This is a genomic window from Streptomyces sp. NPDC028305 (genome assembly GCF_055569495.1).
In genome coordinates, this window is the sequence record NZ_JBVHTN010000003.1 from 995,774 (window position 1) to 1,013,465 (window position 17,692).

The window sequence follows — 17,692 nt, forward strand, 5'->3', positions numbered from 1 at the left end:
CCCCGGCCGGCGCCGCGGCTGCCGAGTCAGCCGTTCGGATACATCCGGGCGACCAGCTCCGTCCGCTTCATCTGCCACTGCGCGTTCATGTCGTGCACCAGGTACAGATCGCGGCGCCGGGTCCACGGCTGCCCCGACTCGGGGTCGTAGGTGTCCGGCATGGTGAAGCCCTCCGGCGCGAACGCCTTCATGCCGCGGCCTTCGGTCGTCAGCACACAGCGCTTGATGTGGTCGCGCCATCCGACGACGCCCGCCGTCCCCACGCCGCCCGGGGTGGACTTCCGCTTCTCCGCGATCTGCGCCGCGACGCCGTCCGTGCTCAGATAGGTGATCGTGCCATCGGCGGCGATCACCGGGTTGATGGCGATGACCTGCGACATGTTGTACTTCTCCGTCAGGAAGTGCGCGATCTCCCACTGCGCGTACACCGGCAGCGTGCGCTTGGCCCTGACCTGGGCCACCGTGTCGGCGAGCAGTTCGTTCATCGGGCCGGGCTCGGCGAGCACCTTCGTCGGGTCCCCGCCGTTCGCGGGCGGCCGGTTGCCGAAGGCGTAGGCGATGAGGAAGTCGAACGCGCCGATCGGCGCGGTGGCGGGGGTCCAGTCGAAGCCGATGTCGTAGATCCAGGCGGCCACGGCCCGCGCCGTGTCCCGGTCCTGGAGCTCTGCTTCCAGGGAGGCCACCATGTCCCGCTTGAGGCGCTTGTCGGCCGCCGCGCTCGCCGGGGTGTCGCCGCCGCTCGGCGCCGCCCCCATCAGGAACGGCGCGGCCGCGGCCGCGGAGACAGCGGAGGCAAAGGAACGTCGCTGCATTGCGTTGATCTCTCTCGCTCGTGTCATCGCGAGGCAGGCACGGATGTGCGGTCACGTGGTCGCCCGCGTCGAACGGCCTCAGCATGGGCGGGCGGCATGGCCCTGCGGTGAATGGCCCGGGAAGTGCTCCGTAACCACAGCCGCGCTGGTCTCAGCGCTTGAACCAGCGCACGTCGTACCCGTCCATGTCGAACGACCGCCCGTCGATCCTCGCCCGGATCGGCCGCTTCAGGGTGTTCACGACCAGCAGCGCGTCGTCGTCGGCGAGGACGACCACATTCGGCCGGTCGTCGGCGGCGATGTCCACGGACCGGAAGCGGGTGCCGGGCGGGAACTCGCGGGCGAAGCGCCCGAGCAGTTTCATCATCGGCAGCGCGCCGCCGCCGTCCGCCAGCTCGGTGCTGCGCCACAGGCAGCCGGGGCAGGTGGCGCCGGTCTCCTGCGGGTTCCAGTAGAGCGCCGCGGCCGCACCGCCCTGGGCCAGCCGGGTCATGGCCGTGGCCTGTACGGCGAGGCGGTGCGGCTCGCTCCAGCCGTCGCGGTCGTCGTTCGCGTCGGGCGGCTCGACGTACCACTCGGCCCACCACACCGGCAGCCGCGTCGTCTCGCGCACCCAGCGCGTCACGTCCGTGAACTTGGCGGTGGCGCCGAACTCGTCCGGCAGCAGTTGGTCGCCCTCGCGGGTGTAGCTGGAGCCGTCGACCACGACGAAGTCCGCGCCCGCCTTGTGCTCGTTCCAGTACGTGATCACATCCGCGGACCGCTGGTCGAGCGAGCCCCAGTCCCCGCCGACCTCCGCGGTGCCACCCGCTCCGCCCGGCGGGTCGCTGTCCGCGACCACGTACGGCCCGCCGACCAGATTGTGCTCGTTCTGCCTCTTCAGCTCCGCGAAGACCAGGTTGTAGAGCTTGGTGTAGCCCTCGTAGTTCCAGCGCTTCTTGTCCTCGTCGTAGAAGCCCTTGAGCTCGTTCCAGACGATGAAGCGGCGCACGTCCGGATAGCGCTGGGCGACCTTGCCCGCGAGCTTCGCGAAGTCCGCGTAGTGCTCGGGGGTGGGCGCGGTCTCCAGGGCCTGCTGCGACCAGTCGGTGTCCCCCGGTCGGCCGCCCTTCATCCAGTCGGGGGCGCAGCACAGGGTGAGCACGGGCGTGGCGCCGGTCCTGCGCATGAGGGCGACGCGGCGGTCGAGGTCGGCGAAGTCGTAACGGCCGGGCGAGGGCTCGGGGTTGCTCGCGCCCCAGCCCATGATGTGCTGGTTCTGCGTCAGCGGACGCGCCGAGAGCGTCTCCTCCGCGGCCCGTCTGCCCTGCTCGGTGCCGTGGTCGGCGCTGTACTGGGTGTGGGTGAAGCCCCAGCCGGGCGCCGCCGTGGCCGCCCGCTCGCGCGTCTCGGCCGCGCCCCGCCGCCCGGAGCCCTCGCCGGGCAGGCCCGCGCAGGTGGTCAGCAGCAGGGCCAGGGCCGCCACGCCGATGCCGAGCAGTGCGGTGAGCCGCCACCGCCCGCCGCGCGATAACACCATCCGTCCCCCTGTATGACGTCCCGCAATACGACGCCCCATATCGGGTAAGAGTATCCACGAACGCCCCCATTCGGCGGGCTTCTTCGAGAACAGCTCGGTAAACGACCGTAAACCCGGGTGCGCGACGGCCGCCGGTGCTGAATCATGGCTCGGGTGTGCGCGGACCGACGCACCGTCCCGCTCTTCCAGGAGGCAGGCCCTGCCCACCACACCCCCGGAGCAGTCGCTCCCGGTCCGGCTGACCGTCGACGACAACGACTCCCCGTCCGACATCGTGGACGCGCTCTTCCTCGGGCGGTTCGCCACCGGCGAGCAGCCGTACGCCCGCAGCCACTCCGTCGACCGGGTCAAGTCCGGCCTGACGCTGCTGCCGCCCGCCGCGAAGGTGCTGCGCGCCGCCCGGGACGACGACCGCAGCGCGACCCTCGCCGAGGGCGACGGCTGGACACTGCTGGTGTCCCGGTGGAGCCGGGGCGCGGACGTGACCGTGACGGCCGTCTCCGACGACCTCGCGGAGAAGGTGCTGCGGCAGTCGGTCGACGGCGCGGAGGACGAGCCGGAGCCCCAGCCGGAGAACGTGACGATGGGCTTCTGGTACGTCTCCCCGCGGCGCGGCCCGCACCGCACCACGCGGCAGATCTCCGCCGGGACATGGGAGGAGATCCGGGGCAACTACACCGCCCCGGTCGCCGAGGCCATGGACGGGCTGATGAAGATCACCCCGGACGACATCGCGGGCCGGCTCCTGCTGCTGCACGGCCCGCCCGGCACCGGCAAGACCTCCGCGCTGCGCACGCTGGCCCGCTCGTGGCGGGACTGGTGCCAGGTGGACTGCGTGCTCGACCCGGAGCGGCTGTTCTCGGACGTCGGCTATCTGATGGACATCGCGATCGGCGAGGACGACGGCTCGGCCAAGGGCCGATGGCGGCTTCTGCTGCTGGAGGACTGCGACGAACTGATCCGCGGCGAGGCCAAGCACACGGCCGGTCAGGCCCTGTCCCGGCTGCTGAACCTGACGGACGGGCTGCTCGGCCAGGGGCGGAACGTACTGGTCGGGGTCACCACCAACGAGGACCTGGAGCGGCTGCACCCCGCGGTGGTCCGCCCCGGCCGCTGTCTGGCCAGGATCGAGGTGGGGCGGCTCACCCGCAGGGAGGCCGTCGACTGGCTGGGCAGGGAGTCCTGCGGCCGGGAGGACGCGGTCGCGCGGGACGGGGCGACGCTGGCCGAGCTGTTCGCGCTGCGCCGGGGCACCCGGCCGACGTCGGTGCCCGCGCAGCCGGCGGACACGGACGCGGGGCTGTATCTGTAGGGCGGGGTCGGCTCGAGGTCTCAGGTGTACAGGTCCCGCAGGCGCACCGACAGACAGGTCACACAGCCCTCCATCTTCTCGAACTCGCTGATGTCCACGGGCACCGGCTCGTACCCGAGGTCCGCGAACAGCTCGGCGCTCTTCGGCGCGCTGGCCGCCATCAGCAGCTTGCCGCCGCCGAGCAGCACGACATGCGCGCCGGACTCCTCGGGGACGGAGAGAAAGCGCGGGAACGCCCGTAGGTCGTCGACCAGCGGCGGATAGCCGATGACCGTGCCGTCGGGGAGAGCGGTGACCGCAGACTTGAGATGGAGCACCTTGCTCACCGGGACGGCCACCACCCGGGCGCCCAGCGGCTCGAAGACGGCGCGCAGCTGCCGTACGCCGCCGGCGTCGGTGCGGCCGCCGCGGCCCACGTACAGGGTGTCGCCGATCTTGAGGACGTCCCCGCCGTCCAGGGTGCCCGGCTCCCGGATCCGGTTCACCGAACACCCGAGCGCGGTCACCGCCTCCTCCACGGTGGCGGTCTCGGCGCGGCGGGAGGCGGCTCCGGGGCGGGCGATCAACGCGACGTTCTTGTGGACGACCACGGTGTCCTCGACGAAGACGCCGTCCGGGCAGTCGTCCGCCGGCGGCACCTCCACCGGCTCCCAGCCGTGCGCGCGCAGCGCGACGACGTAGACCTCCCACTGCCGCAGCGCCAGCGCGGCGTCGACCGGCGTGCGGTCGATGTGGGTGACGAGCCCTTCGGCGAGGCGGGGGCTGGGCCGCCGGACGATGGCTTTGGCGCTGGGCATGGGGACTCCATCCTGGTCCTGGTCCTGGTCGGCTGCGGGCCTCCGGCCTCCATGGTGCGGCACACGCCCGGCGGTTCGAGGCTTTGGCTGTCCGCCAGGCGCACGCCGTCACGCGTCCGCGGCGTACACCGCCCGCAGCGCCTCGTCCACGGCGGTCTCCGCGGCCGCCCGGTCCAGGCCGAGCCGCCGCACCCGCTGGGCGTAGGCCGCCGCCGCGCTCGCCGCTTCCCGTGCGGCCGCGTCGCCCGCGGCGGCGACGAAGCTGCCGTGGCGGCCGCGGGTCTCGATCACCCCGTCGGACTCCAGCGCCCGGTAGGCCTTGGCGACGGTGTTCGCCGCGAGCCCCAGCTCCTCGGCGAAGCCGCGTACGGTGGGCAGCTTGTAGCCGACCGGGAGGGCCCCCGAGCGGACTTGGTCGGCGATCTGGGCGCGGATCTGTTCGAACGGGGCCGTCGCCGAATCCGGGTCGACGGTGATCTTCAAGGCCACGGGCTGGGCTCCAGGGCGTGCGGGCGGGTTTGTCGCACCTATTGTGTGCCACGGTCGGCCGGGCCGGGCGCAGCCCGACGCGAATCCTCTTTCCGGACGCCCGGAAATGGGGAGGCGGCGCGGGGCGGCGGGGCCGTACTCTGCGGCACCATGACGCTGATCGTGCGCGATTTCCGTGCCGCGGACGCCGAGGCCGTCGCCGAGGCGCGGCGCTCCGCCTTCCCGTATCTCGTGACGACGCCGGAGACGGTGGCCTGGGAGGCCGCGAGCGCGCCGCCCGGGCGGCATTACCGGCTGCTGGTCGCGGAGGCCGACGGGCAGGTCGTCGGCGCCTGTGAGACCGGTGTGTTCCGCGACAGCGATCAGCCGGGGCAGGCGTTCGCCAACACCATGGTGCGCCCCGACGCGCAGGGCGCGGGGGCCGGGTCCGCGCTGGTGTCGGCCGCCGAGGAGCACCTGGCGGGGCTGGGGGTCGCCCAGGTGCTCTCCTGGACGCTGGACGAGCCGCACTCCGTGGCCTTCGCCGAGCGGCGCGGCTACCGGCGCGGCCGCAGCTCCCGCGTCCAGCGGCTGGACCTGGCCACGGCCCCGCTGCCCCCGCTGGACCTCCCGGGCGGCGTCGAGCTGCGCACCGCGGCCGACTTCGCGGACGGCCCCCTGCCGCTGTACGAGGCGGACGCGGAGTGCTCCGAGGACGAGCCGGATGACGTCGCGTTCGCCCGCCCGCCGTACGCCGAGTGGCTGGCCCTCGCCTGGGAACACCCGGCCCTGGACCGCGAGCTGACCTCGGTGGCCGTCGTCGACGGCGCCGTCGCCGCGTACAGCGTGGCCCACACCGACCGGCGCGGCCGCTACTGGTCGGGTATGACGGGCACGCTGCGCGCCTTCCGCGGCCGGGGCCTGGCCAAGCTCGCCAAGAACGACTCGCTGCACCGCGCCCGCGCGGCGGGCTGCGCGGTGGCGTTCACCGGCAACGACGGAGAGAACCAGCCGATGCTCGCGATCAACAAGTGGTTCGGGTACGAGCCGGCGCAGACGGAGTGGCGGTACGTGCGGGAGCTCGCCGCGTAGGGGTTGTTTGCCCCACCCCGCCCCTTCCCGGCCCCTGTCGATATGCGGCTCCGCCGCGTGGCAGGGGCTCCGCCCCTGGAACCCCTGGGGGCTGTGGCGGAGCCCCTAGTATGGCCGCCGCGGGCGTCACCGTCCGCCGGCCGCTCCGGGTCATTCCGCGATGAGGACATAGCGCTCGTCGGACACCGGGCGGCCCCATAGGGAGCTGTCGGCGGCAAGCTGCTCGACGCGCGTACGGGTCGTCAGCGGCTCGGCCAGCCGCGCGAGTTCCGCGGCGGGCAGGCCCACCGGGTCCGACTCGCCCCAGCGCCCCTCGATCAGCACCAGCCGCCCGCCCGGGCGCAGCAGCCCGGTCCAGCGGCGCAGCACCCGCTCCGGGCCGGGCAGCGCCCACAGCAGATGGCGCGCCAGGACGACGTCGAACCTCCGCTCCCCCACCGGCGGCTCGGCCGCGTCCCCGACGAGGACCGTGGCGCCCGTGCCCGCGAGCTTGGCCCGCGCGAGCTCCGCCATGCGCGGGGCCATGTCGACGCCGGTGACCTGGTGGCCCTGCTCGGCCGCGAGCAAAGCGAGGCTGCCCGTGCCGCACCCGAGGTCGAGCACCTCGCAGGGGCGGCCGGGCAGCCAGGCGCGCAGCCGGGCGGCCCACGCGGCCCGGGTGACCGGGTCGCGCAGGCCGTGGTCCGGCTCGTCGTCGAAGTCGGCCGCGAGGGCGTCCCAGTAGGCGACGGTCGGCTGCTCGGGAATCCGGCTTTCAGAGCTCATACCCCGAGCGTGCCATCGACCACTGACAACGCCCCGGCCTCAGGACGTCAGAGCGTCAGGACGCCTTCGTCTTCGCGCGCCCGCGCAGCACCAGCCCCTTCGCCAACGGCCAGCACAGGATCAGCGCGATGACCACGTACACGGTCACCGAGAAGGGCGTGTTGACCAGCCCCGACATGCTCCCGTCGCTGATCTGGAGGGCTCGCCGAAGCTGCTGCTCGGCCGCGGGCCCGAGGATGACGCCGATCACCGCGGGCAGCACCGGCAGGCCGTAGCGCCGCATCAGCAGCCCCAGCAGACCGATGATCAACAGGATCACCAGGTCCAGCGGCTCGCCGCCCACCGCGTACGCGCCGACCGCCGCGAAGAAGAGGATGCCCGCGTACAGATACGGCCTCGGGACGCGCAGCAGCTTGGCCCATACGGGCGCCAGCGGGAGGTTGAGCACCAGCAGCATCACCATGGCGATGAACAGCGAGGCGATCAGGCCCCACACCAGGTCGGGTTCGCGCTCGAAGAGCAGCGGGCCGGGCTGGATGCCGTACTGCTGGAAGGCGGCCAGCATCACCGCGGCGACCGCGGTGGTGGGCAGGCCGAGGGTGAGCATCGAGACGAGCGTGCCCGCGGCGGACGCGGAGGCGGCCGACTCGGGCCCGGCGACGCCCTCGATCGCGCCCTTGCCGAACTCGTCGCGGTGCTTGGAGAGCCGCTTCTCGGTCACGTACGACAGGAAGGTGGGGATCTCCGCGCCGCCCGCCGGGATCGCGCCGAACGGGAAGCCGATCGCCGGGCCGCGCAGCCAGGGCTTCCAGGTGCGGCGCAGCTCGGCCTTGCCGAGCCAGGGGCGGCCGACCGGGATGGGCTCGTCGGGGCGGCGGCGCAGATGCATGGCCACCCACAGCGCCTCACCGATGGCGAAGAGGCCGACCGCGACGATGACGACGTCGATGCCGTCGGCGAGGTCGAGCGAGCCGAAGGTGAGCCGCTGCTGGCCGGTCATCTGGTCCAGACCCACCAGGCCGATGGTGAGCCCGATGAGGAGGGACGCGAAACCGCGGATGCGGGAGCTGCCGAGCACGGAGGTCACGGCGATGAAGGCCAGCACCATGATGGCGAAGTAGTCGGGGGCGCCGATGTCGACGGCGAGTTCGGCGACGGTCGGGGCGAGGAAGACCAGCAGACAGGTGCCGATCATGCCGCCCGCGAAGTGTCCGATCGCGGCCGCCGCCAGGGCCTGGGCGCCGCGCCCGGAGCGGGCCATGGGATGGCCTTCCATGGCGGCGACGACGGCGGCGGTCTCACCGGGGGTGTTGAGCAGGATGGAGGTGGTGGAACCGCCGAACATGCCGCCGTAGTAGATGCCCGCGAACATGATGAACGCGGCGGTGGGGTCCAGGCCGTAGGTGACGGGGAGCAGCAGCGCGACCGCCATGGCCGGGCCGATGCCGGGGAGCACTCCGATGGCGGTGCCGAGCAGCACGCCGATCGCCGCCCACAGCAGGTTGACCGGGCTCAGGGCGGTGCCGAAGCCGTCGATGAGGGAGGACAGGGAGTCCATCGCGTTACAGCACCTCCATCAGCGGGCCGCCGGGCAGCGGGACCGCGAGCAGCCGGTCGAAGACGAAGAAGGTGGCGGTGGAGAGCACGGCCGCGATCAGCGGATCGCGGTGGAAGGCGCGGCTGCCGAGGGCGTAGGCCGAGCCCCAGAAGAGCAGGGCGCCGGAGATGGGGAAGCCGAGCGGCTCTATGAGGAAGGCGTTGGCGAGGAAGACCCCGGCCAGCAGGAGCACGGTGCGCCAGTCGCCGGGCGCGCTCAGGTCGATGTCCTCGCCGCCCTCGGACTCGCCCTTGCCGCCGCGCAGCACGTCGACGGCCAGCAGGACGGCGACGACCAGCAGGGCGACGCCGACGACGATCGGTACGGTCTTGGGGCCGACGGGGCCGCGCTGGGCGAAGTCGGTGTCCATGGTGAGCGCGTCGGTGAGCACGAGGACGCCGATGGCCAGCAGCAGGGCGCAGACGCCGAGTTCGGAGCGGCCGCGCAGGAAGGCTCTGAGCCCGGTGCCGGGGTCTGTGTTGGTAGCTGTGTTGGTGGCTGTGTTGCTGTCAGTGTCAGTGTTGGTGTTGGTGTCGGCGTGGCTGTCGGTCACAGTCCCAGCTCCTTCAGCACCGTGTCCACGCGCTTGTCCTGGGCGGTCAGGAAGCGCCCGAACTCGTCGCCCGGCATGAAGGCGTCGGTCCAGCGGTTGCGCCGCACCGCCTCCTTCCACTCCTTCGAGGCGTGCATCTTCGTGATCAGTTCGATCAGCTTGTCGCGCTCGGCGTCGGTCAGGTCGGGCGGGGCGACGATGCCGCGCCAGTTGGTGAACGTGACGTCCAGGCCGGCCTCCTTGAGCGTCGGCGCGTCCAGGCCCGGCAGGCGCTTGTCGCTGGTCACCGCCAGCACCCGCAGCTCGCCCGCCTCGATCTGGTCGAGGTACTCGCCGACGCCGGAGACGCCGAAGGCGACCTTGCCGCCGAGCACGGAGGCCAGCAGCTCGCCACCGCCGTCGTACGGGATGTAGTTGACCTTCTTCGGGGCGATCCCGGCGGCCTTGGCCATCAGCATGGGGGCCAGGTGGTCCGGCCCGCCGGGCGAGGAGCCGCCGCCGACCGGGAGTGAGCCGGGCTTCTCGCGCCAGTCCGCCACCAGCTGGCCGAAGTCGCGGTACTTGGACCCCTTGGCCACGACCACGATGTCCGGCTCCTCGGTGAGCCGCGCGATGGGCGTCGTATCGGCGAGGGTGGACGGCGCGTGGTTGGTGTGCACCGCGCCCACCACCCCCAGGCCCATGGACATCGCGAGCTTGCCGTTGCCGCGCTCGGACACCAGGCGGCTCAGCCCGACGGTGCCGCCCGCGCCGGGCAGGTTGAACACTTCGATGTTGCGGCTCAGATCGGCGTCCTCGGCGCTCTTGGCCGCCGTACGGGCCGTGATGTCATAGCCGCCGCCGGGGGTGTTGGGCACCATCAGGCGCAGGCCGGGGATGTGGGTGCCGGTGGCGGAGCCGCTGCCGGTACTGAGCAACGGGGGCCCGAGGAGCACGATCAGAGCCGCAGAGAGCAGGGCGAGCGGGGTACGCAGACGCGGACTTGAGAGCACGGTGACACCGCCTTTCTTTCTTCGTGGGTGTCTGTGTGAGGCGCGCCACATGTTGCCTGTGGGTTAACGCGCTGTCTCTCTTTCGGTATTAAGAGACCTTGTGGTCGTTGCGTACACGGGGAAGGCAACGGGGAAGGCACGTCCGATGACGAGAGTGCTGGTGGTCGACGACGACTTCATGGTGGCCAAGCTGCACAGCCGCTATGTCGCGTCCCTGGACGGCTTCACGGTCGCCGGGGTGGCCCACACGGGCGCCGAGGCGCTGCGCGCCGCCGACGCGCTCCGCCCCGACCTGGTCCTGCTGGACGTCTATCTGCCGGATATGGACGGCATCAGTGTGCTGCGCCGGATGCGGGAGCGGGAGGAACACCGGCAGGTGGACGCGCTGTTCATCACCGCGGCCAAGGATCCGCACGCCGTGCGCGAGGCGCTGCGCGCGGGCGCGCTGCACTACCTCATCAAGCCGTTCGACCGCGCCGCGCTCCAGGAGCAGCTGAGACACGCCGCCGCGCTGCGGGCCCGCCTCGACACGCTCGGCGAGGCCAGCCAGGAGGACGTGGACCAGATCTTCGGCACCCGCCCGCGCGGCGCCCGCTCCCGCGAGCAGCTCCCGAAGGGCCTGGCCGCCCACACCGCGAGCCTCGTCGAGCGCACGCTGCGCGGGCACGCCGAGGGGCTTTCGGCGGCGGAGTGCGCGGAGGCGGGCGCCTTCTCCCGGGTGAGCGCCCGCCGTTACCTCGAGTACTTCGCCGAGACGGGGCGCGTGGAGGTCACCCTGCGCTACGGCGGGACGGGCCGCCCGGAGCGCCGCTACCGCTGGATCGACTGACGGCGGGCGGGAGGCCTGGGGGCATCCCGCCCCGGCAATGTGCCGCTGAGCAGCTATCTTGATGCGCATGTCGTCACAGCAGCCTTCTCCCGCGCACATACCGCCGACCGACGCCCCGGACTCCCCGGCCACCCCGGCGCCGCGCAAGGCCTCCCGGACTCTGGCCGCGGCGCTGATCGGGGGCATCCTGATCGGCGGCGCGGGCGTCGGTGTGGCCTGGGCGGTCAGCGGCGACGGCTCGTCCGCCAACGACGCGGCGGGTGACGCGCGGGACGCGTGCCGTGCGCTGAGCGGATTCGAGCCGTCGGACTACACCGCGAAGGGCGCGAAGGGCGAGATCGCGTTGAACCGCTTCGGCGCCGCCGTCGTGCTCTCCGCTTCGGCGGCCGCGGGCGACGCCCAGTACAAGCCGCTCTCGGAGGCCGTGCTCCTCGCTCGTAACGCGCATGCCGTGACCTACGACTTCAACGACAGCCGGGTGAAGAAGAACCTCGACAAGGCCCGCCAGATCTGCGACGACCTCGACTGACCACGCCGTCTGGGGCCGGACCTGGAGCCGGACGGCCGGGTCAGCCCGCGGGCCGCGCGCCCGTGGCCGCGTAGATCCGCTCCGCGCGGCGCCGGGCCGCCCGGGCCCGGCCGCCGTCCCCGGCCGCCATCCCCTCCTCGCCTGCGGCCAGGTCCGGCACGGCGTCCGGCACCCGGCCGATGACCTCGAGGGCCCGGGCCTCGCCCAGCCGGTGGCCCGACTCCCGCTGCACGGCCACCGCCTCGGCCGCGCAGGCGAGCGCCTCCGCGTACTGCCCTGCGGCGGCGTGGATCTCGCCGAGTTCGGTCAGGGCCTGCCCCTCGACCAGCCGGAAGCCGCTGCGCCGCGCCAGTTGCCGGGCCTCGTCCGCCCGGGCGAGCGCGGCCTCGGCGTGGCCGAGGGCGCGGTGGGCGGCGGCCAGGCCCAGCAGGCTGTCCGCCTCCGCGCGCCGGTTCTGCGCGGCGCGCGCCGCGAGCAGCGCGCGTTCATGGCTCTCGGCCGCCCGGTCGCCGCGCCCGGCGCGCCGGTGCGCCTCACCGATGGTGTTGAGGGCGTCGGACTGGATGCGGCGGTTCCCGGTGTCCATGACGAGCCGCAGCGCGCGCTCGCCGTGTTCCAGCCCCTCCTCGTGGCGCCCGCCCTCCAGATGGATGCGGCCGGTGACCAGGAGCGCCACCGCGTGGCCGTTGCGGTAGCCGACGGCCTCGTTGATGGCCACGGCCTCGGCGAGGACCTCCAGGCCCTCGCGCAGCCGCCCGGCCTCCCAGTACGCGATGCCGAGGTTGTCCAGGTGATTGGCCTCGTAGCGGACTCCGGCCTTGCGCCGGATGTGCAGCGCCGTCTCCAGGTCGCTCACGGCCTCCGGCAGCCGGCCCATGTCCCGGTGGACGAGGCCGACGCCGATGAGCGCCAGCGCCTCCGCGTCGGTCTGCCCGAGCTCGCGCAGGATCGCCAGCGCGGCGTCGAAGTGCCGGAGCGCGTCGTCCAGCCGGGCCTGTTCCCACTCCACGTACGCCAGTCCGCCGAGGGCCGCCGCCTCGCCGGGAGACCAGCCGATGACGCGGTGCAGCTCGATGGCGCGGTTGTGGTGGAGGGCGGACTGGCCGAGGACGCCGAGGTCCCACAGGGCGAAGCCGATGTTGTAGTAGATGGCGGCCTCACCGCGCCGGTCGCCCTCGGCGACGGCGGCGTCCAGCGCGCTCTGCGCGGTGACCTGCCAGGTGCCTCGGGGCAGGCAGAGCCAGAAGTAGCCGAGCAGCGCGTCCGTCAGATGCCATGACACCGCGCGCGGCCCCTGGCGTGCGGTCCGCTCGATCACGGCCAGGAGATTGGCCCGCTCGGCCTCCAGCCACACGATGGCCTCGATCTCGTCGGCGAGCCGCATCGGTGCGTGCACCCTGGGAATGCGTAACGTCTCCGAGCCCGCGGCGAACGGGGCGTACGGCCCATCCTCGGGGTCCCCCAAGGCCGCTTCGCCCATCTCGCGCGGCAGCCTGGGGATCTGCGGATACAGGATGCGCCCCGCGGCGTCCGCGGCGAGCAGATACCACGCGTACAGCCGGTCCCGCGCGGCCGCCGACTCCCCCGCCGGGCCGTCGGACTCCAGCCGCTCCCAGGCGTACTCGCGGAGCAGGTCGTGGAAGCCGTAACGGCCCTCCCCGCGCGACTCGATCAGATGCGCGCCCGCGAGGGTGGCCAGCACCTCCGCAGCCCGCGCCTCGGCGTCGTCCAGCAGCGCCGCCGCGGCCCCGGCGTCGAACTCCAGGCCCGGGACCAGGCCCAGCCGCCGGAACAGCAGCCGGGCCCGGGGGGCGATGGCCCGGTACGACAGGTCGAGGGCGGCACGGACCGCGGACCGTTCGTCGTCCTCCAGCTCCAGCACCGCCAGCCTGCTGCCTTCCGCCAGCTCGGCCGCCAGGTCGGCGACGCGCCGGCCGGGCTCGCAGGCGAGCTGCGCGGCGGCCACGCGCAGCGCGAGCGGGAGGCAGCCGCACAGCCGGGCGAGTTCGGCCACGGCCTCCGGCTCGGCCGCCACACGGGGCTCCCCGAGGACGGCAACCAGCAGGGCGTGCGCCTCCTCGGGGGACAGTACGTCGAGCATGAGGGGGCGCGCGCCCTCCCGCGCGACCAGGCCGCTCAGCCGGTTGCGGCTGGTCACCACGACCAGACAGGAAGGCCCGCCGGGCAGCAGCGGGCGCACCTGCTCGGCGGAGACCGCGTCGTCCAGCAGGATCAGCATCCGCCGGTCCACCAGCAGCGACCGGTAACGGAGGATCATCTCGTCCTCGTCGGCCGGGATCTCCTGCGGCGTGAGGCCCAGCCCGCGCAGCAGCTGCCCGAGGGCGTCGCGCGGGCGCAGCGGCTCGCGGCTGCCGTCGAAGCCCCGCAGGTCCACGTACAGCTGGCCGTGCGGGAACCGCTCCCGCACCTGGTGGCCCCAGTGCACGGCGAGGGCGGTCTTGCCCACGCCCGCGGTGCCGCCGATCGCGGAGATCACCACCGTGCCGGTGTCGGGCGCCGGGCCGTCGGGCGGGACGAGGGCGTGCAGCCGGGCGACGGCCTCGGCGCGGCCGGTGAAGCCGGGCACGGCGCGCGGCAGTTCGGCGGGGATCAGCCGCGGCCCGCTGTGGTCCTGCGGGCCGGGCGGCACGGGGTCGGCCGAGGTGGCCTGGGACGAGGGCTGCGCGGGCGCGGACGGTTGCGCGGGCGCGCGCACATCGAGGTCGCCCACCAGGATCCGCTGGTACAGCGCCTGGAGCTCGGGCCCGGGGTCGACCCCCAGCTCATCGGCCAGCCGCTCGCGCGTACGCGTGTACACCTCCAGCGCCTCGGCCTGCCGCCCGCACCGGTACAGCGTCACGATCAGCTGCCGTACGACCCGCTCGTCCAGCGGGTGGGCGGCGGCCAGGTCGCGCAGCTCGGGCAGCAGTTCGCCGTGCCGGCCCAGCCGCAGCTCCGCGTCGCCCAGCGCCAGCCGGGCCGCGATGTGCTCGCTGCCCAGCCGCTCCCGCATGTTCCAGGCCCAGTCGCCGGACAGCCCGGAGAGGGCCTCCCCGCGCCACAGCCCAAGAGCCCCGCGCAGCAGCCGGGCGGCGCGCGTGGGGTCCTCCTCCATGGCCGCGGCCTCGGCGCCCAGGCCGCGGAACCGGTGGAGGTCCACCAACTCGGGCGCCACCTCCAGCACATAGCCGCCGGAGCGCCGCGCCAGCCGGGCCCCGTCCGGCTCCACCGCCCCCGCCGCGCCCTCTTCCAGAGCGCGCAGCGCCGCCCGCAGCCGCGCCACGTAGCCGTACAGCACGCTGCGCACGGACGCCGGGGGCTCCTCGCCCCACACCCGGTCGATCAACTGCCCTGCGGGTACGACGCGGTTGGCCTCCACCAACAGGACCGCGATCACACTGCGCTGCTTGGCGTGCCCCAGGTCGACGTGCCGGTTTCCGGTCCACGCCTCAACCGGGCCGAGGACCCGGAACTCCATATGAGCCTCTCCCCACCCTTGGTCTCTCCCCCCGCCCCCTGATCTTCTCGCGAATCCGGGACGCCGCGTGCCGTGCCGTCCAAGGTTTCCTCAAGATTTCGTCCAAGTCCGGTACGGCAGAGTGTTCTCAGCGGCTCCGGTTGGGAACGGAGCGGCGCCTCGGGAGCCGCCGACCTGCTTGACGGGGGATGGCAGGTCGGCGGCCTCTGCACGTCGGCGCGTTGGGGGACGCGCCGACGTGCGCCTCCTCCCAAGGGGCCCTGCGGACGCGGATCAGACCGTGGCGGGCCTGGTGCCGATGACCACGGTCGCGCTCAGCTCCTCGCACCCGGCGACCCGCGGCACCAGCCCGTACCGCGCGAAGGTCTCGGCGGTTTGCAGCGCCTGGCGCTCGCTGGTCTCGATCAGCAGTTGACCGCCCGGCGCCAGCCACCGCGTGGCCTCGGCGAGCACCCGCCGCTGGACGTCCAGCCCGTCCGCGCCCCCGTCGAGCGCGACGCGCGGCTCGTGGTCGCGGGCCTCAGGGGGCAGCAGCCGGATGTCGTCGGTGGGCACGTAGGGGGCGTTGGCCACCAGGACGTCGACGCGGCCGCGCAGCGCGGCGGGCAGCGGCTCGTAGAGGTCGCCCTCGTACACCCGGCCGTCCCCGGCGGGGATGTTGCGCCGCGCGCACCGCACCGCGGCGGGCTCGATGTCGACGGCGTACAGCTCGATCGGCGAGGCGGGGCCCAGCGCCGCGAGCAGCGCGGCGCCCACCGCGCCCGAGCCGCAGCACAGGTCGACGACGACGGACCCGTTCCGGGCGAGGCCGACGGCCTGGTCGACGAGGAACTCGGTGCGCCGGCGGGGCACGAAGACGCCGCGGTCCACGGCTATCCGCAGACCGTGGAACTCCGCCCAGCCGATGACGTGCTCCAAGGGGAGACCTGCCACCCGGCGGTCGACCATGGCGGCGAGTTCGTCGGGGGTGCGCGCCGTGGTGACCAACAGCCGCGCCTCGTCCTCGGCGAAGACACAGCCGACGGCCCGGAGCCTGGTGACGATGGTGGAGAGGGGGAGAAGTGACGGTGAAACCGACATGGGAGCCTTTCGGAACGCCTGTGGGCGCTCCCGCGGTCACCTATCCCTGAGGGACCGCACGGCCGTGAGATGAGAGCACCCGACCTGACACAGCGGTAATGGGTCTCACCTCCTCGGTCGTTCGCTACTGAAGCCGCGAACACTTTACCCGAGGCGTTCGGTGGCGCAACCGTGTGCGGGCCCCCGCCCCGAGGGGAGCCGCGGCGGTGTGCCCCGGGCTGCGGCGGATGCCTTGACGGGCGGAATGTTAGCGGTAACACTCCCGTCGTGGACAAGCCTCCGAGCACGCCTCCGCTCCCCCGACCCGACGACGAGACCCCGCTGTTCAGCCGCGCCGCCGTGGTCGCGTCCTGTGTGGGCTTCATCCTGATCGGCGCGCTCCAGGCGCTCTACGGCCCGTCGATCCCCGCCTTCCGCGACGAGTTCGGCCTCTCGCCCTCCACCGCCGGTCTCGGCCTGAGCGCGCACTTCGTGGGCGGGGTCGCGGGCGTCCTCGTCTTCGACCGGCTCTTCGGCCGCGCCGACCCCGCCGCCCCCGCCGCCCGGATCGGCAACCGCAAGCTCCTGGGCGGCTCGTATCTGCTGATGGCCCTCGGCGCGGCCGGCTTCGCCCTCGCCCCCACATGGCCCGCCGCCCTCGCCATGGCGCTGGTTGCCGGGCTCGGCTTCGGCGGCATCGACTACGGCCTGAACCAGCTCTTCGCCGTGGGCTTCGGGCGCCGCAGCACCGCCATGCTCAATATCCTCAACGCCCACTTCGGCATCGGCGCGATCCTCGGCCCGGCGCTGATCGGCCTGGTCGGGGCGGAGCGCTACACCGCGATCTTCCTCGGCTTCGCCGCGCTGACCCTGCCGCTGCTGCTGTGCCTGGCCGGGGTGCGGGACGGGGCTCCCCCGCGCACGGACGAGGCCACGGGGGCGGACGGCGCGAGCCGCGCCGCCGATGTCCGGTCCCGCAGCCTGGCCACCGTGCTGGGCGCCTTCGTCCTGCTGTACGTCCTGCACGTGGGCATCGAGGCGGGCGTCGGCGGCTGGGAGCCCACCCACCTGGAGACCGTCGGCTACGGCGCCACCGCGGCCGCCTCCGCCACCTCCGTCTACTGGCTGATGATGACGGTCGGGCGCTTCCTGGTCGCGCCGCTCGCGCTGCGCTGGCCCGCCCGGTCCATCATCGCGGTCAGCTGCGCGGGCATGACCGCGTGCCTGCTGCTCGCCGCGGTGCCCGCGCTGGCCCCGTACGCGTACGCGGGCGTCGGCCTGTTCATCGCGCCGATCTTCCCGACCGGCCTGCCCTGGCTGAACGACGCGGCCCCGCGCGCCCGCCGGGCCGGGGCGCTGGTCATCGCGGCCTCCATGGTCGGCGGCGTGGCCGCGGGCCCGGCGCTGGGCAAGGCCATCGAGCTGTCCGGCATCCGGTCGGTGCCGCTCATCCTGGCCGCGGTGTCGGCGATCTGCCTGGCCACGACGGTATGGCTGATCCGCGCCACCGCGACGCGCCGCCCGACGGACACCGCCAGGCCATCCCCCGAACCCGCCCGCCCGGGGGCCGGCGACCGGGTGGGCGAGACGTCGTAGCGCGGCGCGGACGCGCTATGCGCGGCCGGGGGCACCCGGACGTCGGCTCCCCGGCGCCGCCCGGCCCGCGTGGCTCACCGCGCCCCTGCGCGAGGCCGCTCGGCGGCCGCCGACACACCCTGCGGGGCCCCGGACCGCAGGGCCCAGGGGTGTCCGGCGGATCTGTTCCCCTCCCCGCCCCTTCCCGCAGTGTCGATCTGCGGCTCCGCCGCGTGGGGGGCTTCGCCCCTGGACCCCGGGTGTCTGGGGCGGCGCCCCCACGCGGCGAAGCCGCAGATGGCCATTGGCCGGGAA

Annotated in this window: 15 protein-coding genes; 5 read left to right on the top strand and 10 right to left on the bottom strand. The window is 73.7% G+C overall.

What is annotated here, in order from left to right; all coding sequences use genetic code 11:
* Window positions 1–26 precede the first annotated feature (26 nt).
* Window positions 27–812 carry a hypothetical protein gene (locus ACZ4WQ_RS15575; protein WP_311725170.1) on the bottom strand — a complete coding sequence of 262 codons (786 nt, stop codon included), beginning with the start codon at window positions 810–812 and terminating at the stop codon, window positions 27–29.
* Between the two features lie 151 nt (window positions 813–963).
* Window positions 964–2,331 (bottom strand): xylan 1,4-beta-xylosidase, encoded by a 1,368-nt coding sequence (locus tag ACZ4WQ_RS15580; protein WP_398376758.1) that lies wholly within the window; start codon window positions 2,329–2,331, stop codon window positions 964–966.
* Between the two features lie 199 nt (window positions 2,332–2,530).
* On the opposite strand from ACZ4WQ_RS15580, the gene ACZ4WQ_RS15585 reads away from it, so the two are divergent.
* Window positions 2,531–3,643, top strand: a complete 1,113-nt coding sequence (locus tag ACZ4WQ_RS15585; protein ID WP_352134096.1) for a DUF5925 domain-containing protein — start codon at window positions 2,531–2,533, stop codon at window positions 3,641–3,643.
* Window positions 3,644–3,663: 20 nt separating this feature from the next.
* Here ACZ4WQ_RS15585 and ddaH read toward each other — a convergent pair whose 3' ends face one another.
* Together ddaH and ACZ4WQ_RS15595 are read right to left on the bottom strand one after the other, a co-directional pair.
* Window positions 3,664–4,440, bottom strand: coding sequence for a dimethylargininase (gene ddaH, locus ACZ4WQ_RS15590; protein WP_311725168.1), 777 nt, complete (start codon window positions 4,438–4,440; stop codon window positions 3,664–3,666).
* Between the two features lie 108 nt (window positions 4,441–4,548).
* Window positions 4,549–4,929 (bottom strand): GntR family transcriptional regulator, encoded by a 381-nt coding sequence (locus ACZ4WQ_RS15595; RefSeq protein WP_311725167.1) that lies wholly within the window; start codon window positions 4,927–4,929, stop codon window positions 4,549–4,551.
* 150 nt (window positions 4,930–5,079) lie between these two features.
* On the opposite strand from ACZ4WQ_RS15595, the gene ACZ4WQ_RS15600 reads away from it, so the two are divergent.
* Window positions 5,080–6,000, top strand: coding sequence for a GNAT family N-acetyltransferase (locus tag ACZ4WQ_RS15600; RefSeq protein WP_398376756.1), 921 nt, complete (start codon window positions 5,080–5,082; stop codon window positions 5,998–6,000).
* A gap of 150 nt (window positions 6,001–6,150) precedes the next feature.
* Here ACZ4WQ_RS15600 and ACZ4WQ_RS15605 read toward each other — a convergent pair whose 3' ends face one another.
* The 4 genes from ACZ4WQ_RS15605 to ACZ4WQ_RS15620 form a co-directional block, all read right to left on the bottom strand.
* Window positions 6,151–6,765 carry a class I SAM-dependent methyltransferase gene (locus ACZ4WQ_RS15605; protein ID WP_311725164.1) on the bottom strand — a complete coding sequence of 205 codons (615 nt, stop codon included), beginning with the start codon at window positions 6,763–6,765 and terminating at the stop codon, window positions 6,151–6,153.
* A gap of 55 nt (window positions 6,766–6,820) precedes the next feature.
* Complete coding sequence (locus ACZ4WQ_RS15610; protein WP_398376754.1) at window positions 6,821–8,323, bottom strand: tripartite tricarboxylate transporter permease; 1,503 nt, start codon at window positions 8,321–8,323, stop codon at window positions 6,821–6,823.
* Window positions 8,324–8,327: 4 nt separating this feature from the next.
* The gene (locus ACZ4WQ_RS15615; protein WP_358846393.1) at window positions 8,328–8,810 is read right to left on the bottom strand and encodes a tripartite tricarboxylate transporter TctB family protein; all 483 of its coding nucleotides are present in this window, start codon (window positions 8,808–8,810) and stop codon (window positions 8,328–8,330) included.
* 101 nt (window positions 8,811–8,911) lie between these two features.
* Window positions 8,912–9,907, bottom strand: a complete 996-nt coding sequence (locus ACZ4WQ_RS15620; RefSeq protein WP_311725162.1) for a Bug family tripartite tricarboxylate transporter substrate binding protein — start codon at window positions 9,905–9,907, stop codon at window positions 8,912–8,914.
* 145 nt (window positions 9,908–10,052) lie between these two features.
* Between ACZ4WQ_RS15620 and ACZ4WQ_RS15625 the strand changes: the two genes are divergently transcribed.
* Together ACZ4WQ_RS15625 and ACZ4WQ_RS15630 are read left to right on the top strand one after the other, a co-directional pair.
* Complete coding sequence (locus tag ACZ4WQ_RS15625) at window positions 10,053–10,736, top strand: response regulator (RefSeq protein WP_352134030.1); 684 nt, start codon at window positions 10,053–10,055, stop codon at window positions 10,734–10,736.
* Between the two features lie 67 nt (window positions 10,737–10,803).
* Window positions 10,804–11,265 carry a hypothetical protein gene (locus tag ACZ4WQ_RS15630; protein ID WP_398376753.1) on the top strand — a complete coding sequence of 154 codons (462 nt, stop codon included), beginning with the start codon at window positions 10,804–10,806 and terminating at the stop codon, window positions 11,263–11,265.
* A gap of 40 nt (window positions 11,266–11,305) precedes the next feature.
* Here ACZ4WQ_RS15630 and ACZ4WQ_RS15635 read toward each other — a convergent pair whose 3' ends face one another.
* Together ACZ4WQ_RS15635 and ACZ4WQ_RS15640 are read right to left on the bottom strand one after the other, a co-directional pair.
* Window positions 11,306–14,743 carry an AfsR/SARP family transcriptional regulator gene (locus tag ACZ4WQ_RS15635; protein ID WP_398376752.1) on the bottom strand — a complete coding sequence of 1,146 codons (3,438 nt, stop codon included), beginning with the start codon at window positions 14,741–14,743 and terminating at the stop codon, window positions 11,306–11,308.
* Window positions 14,744–15,016: 273 nt separating this feature from the next.
* The gene (locus ACZ4WQ_RS15640) at window positions 15,017–15,823 is read right to left on the bottom strand and encodes a putative protein N(5)-glutamine methyltransferase (RefSeq protein ID WP_398376750.1); all 807 of its coding nucleotides are present in this window, start codon (window positions 15,821–15,823) and stop codon (window positions 15,017–15,019) included.
* Between the two features lie 267 nt (window positions 15,824–16,090).
* Between ACZ4WQ_RS15640 and ACZ4WQ_RS15645 the strand changes: the two genes are divergently transcribed.
* Window positions 16,091–17,398: an MFS transporter gene (locus tag ACZ4WQ_RS15645; protein ID WP_398376748.1), complete on the top strand. Its 1,308-nt coding sequence runs from the start codon at window positions 16,091–16,093 to the stop codon at window positions 17,396–17,398.
* The last annotated feature ends 294 nt before the right edge of the window (window positions 17,399–17,692 follow it).

Bases quoted from the DNA above. Each gene is read 5' to 3' on its own strand.
- ACZ4WQ_RS15580 (WP_398376758.1), bottom strand. From the start codon at position 2,331: ATGGTGTTATCGCGCGGCGGGCGGTGGCGGCTCACCGCACTGCTCGGC.
- ACZ4WQ_RS15625 (WP_352134030.1), top strand. From the start codon at position 10,053: ATGACGAGAGTGCTGGTGGTCGACGACGACTTCATGGTGGCCAAGCTG.
- ACZ4WQ_RS15575 (WP_311725170.1), bottom strand. From the start codon at position 812: ATGCAGCGACGTTCCTTTGCCTCCGCTGTCTCCGCGGCCGCGGCCGCG.
- ACZ4WQ_RS15610 (WP_398376754.1), bottom strand. From the start codon at position 8,323: ATGGACTCCCTGTCCTCCCTCATCGACGGCTTCGGCACCGCCCTGAGC.
- ACZ4WQ_RS15600 (WP_398376756.1), top strand. From the start codon at position 5,080: ATGACGCTGATCGTGCGCGATTTCCGTGCCGCGGACGCCGAGGCCGTC.
- ddaH (WP_311725168.1), bottom strand. From the start codon at position 4,440: ATGCCCAGCGCCAAAGCCATCGTCCGGCGGCCCAGCCCCCGCCTCGCC.
- ACZ4WQ_RS15605 (WP_311725164.1), bottom strand. From the start codon at position 6,765: ATGAGCTCTGAAAGCCGGATTCCCGAGCAGCCGACCGTCGCCTACTGG.
- ACZ4WQ_RS15635 (WP_398376752.1), bottom strand. From the start codon at position 14,743: ATGGAGTTCCGGGTCCTCGGCCCGGTTGAGGCGTGGACCGGAAACCGG.
- ACZ4WQ_RS15630 (WP_398376753.1), top strand. From the start codon at position 10,804: ATGTCGTCACAGCAGCCTTCTCCCGCGCACATACCGCCGACCGACGCC.
- ACZ4WQ_RS15640 (WP_398376750.1), bottom strand. From the start codon at position 15,823: ATGTCGGTTTCACCGTCACTTCTCCCCCTCTCCACCATCGTCACCAGG.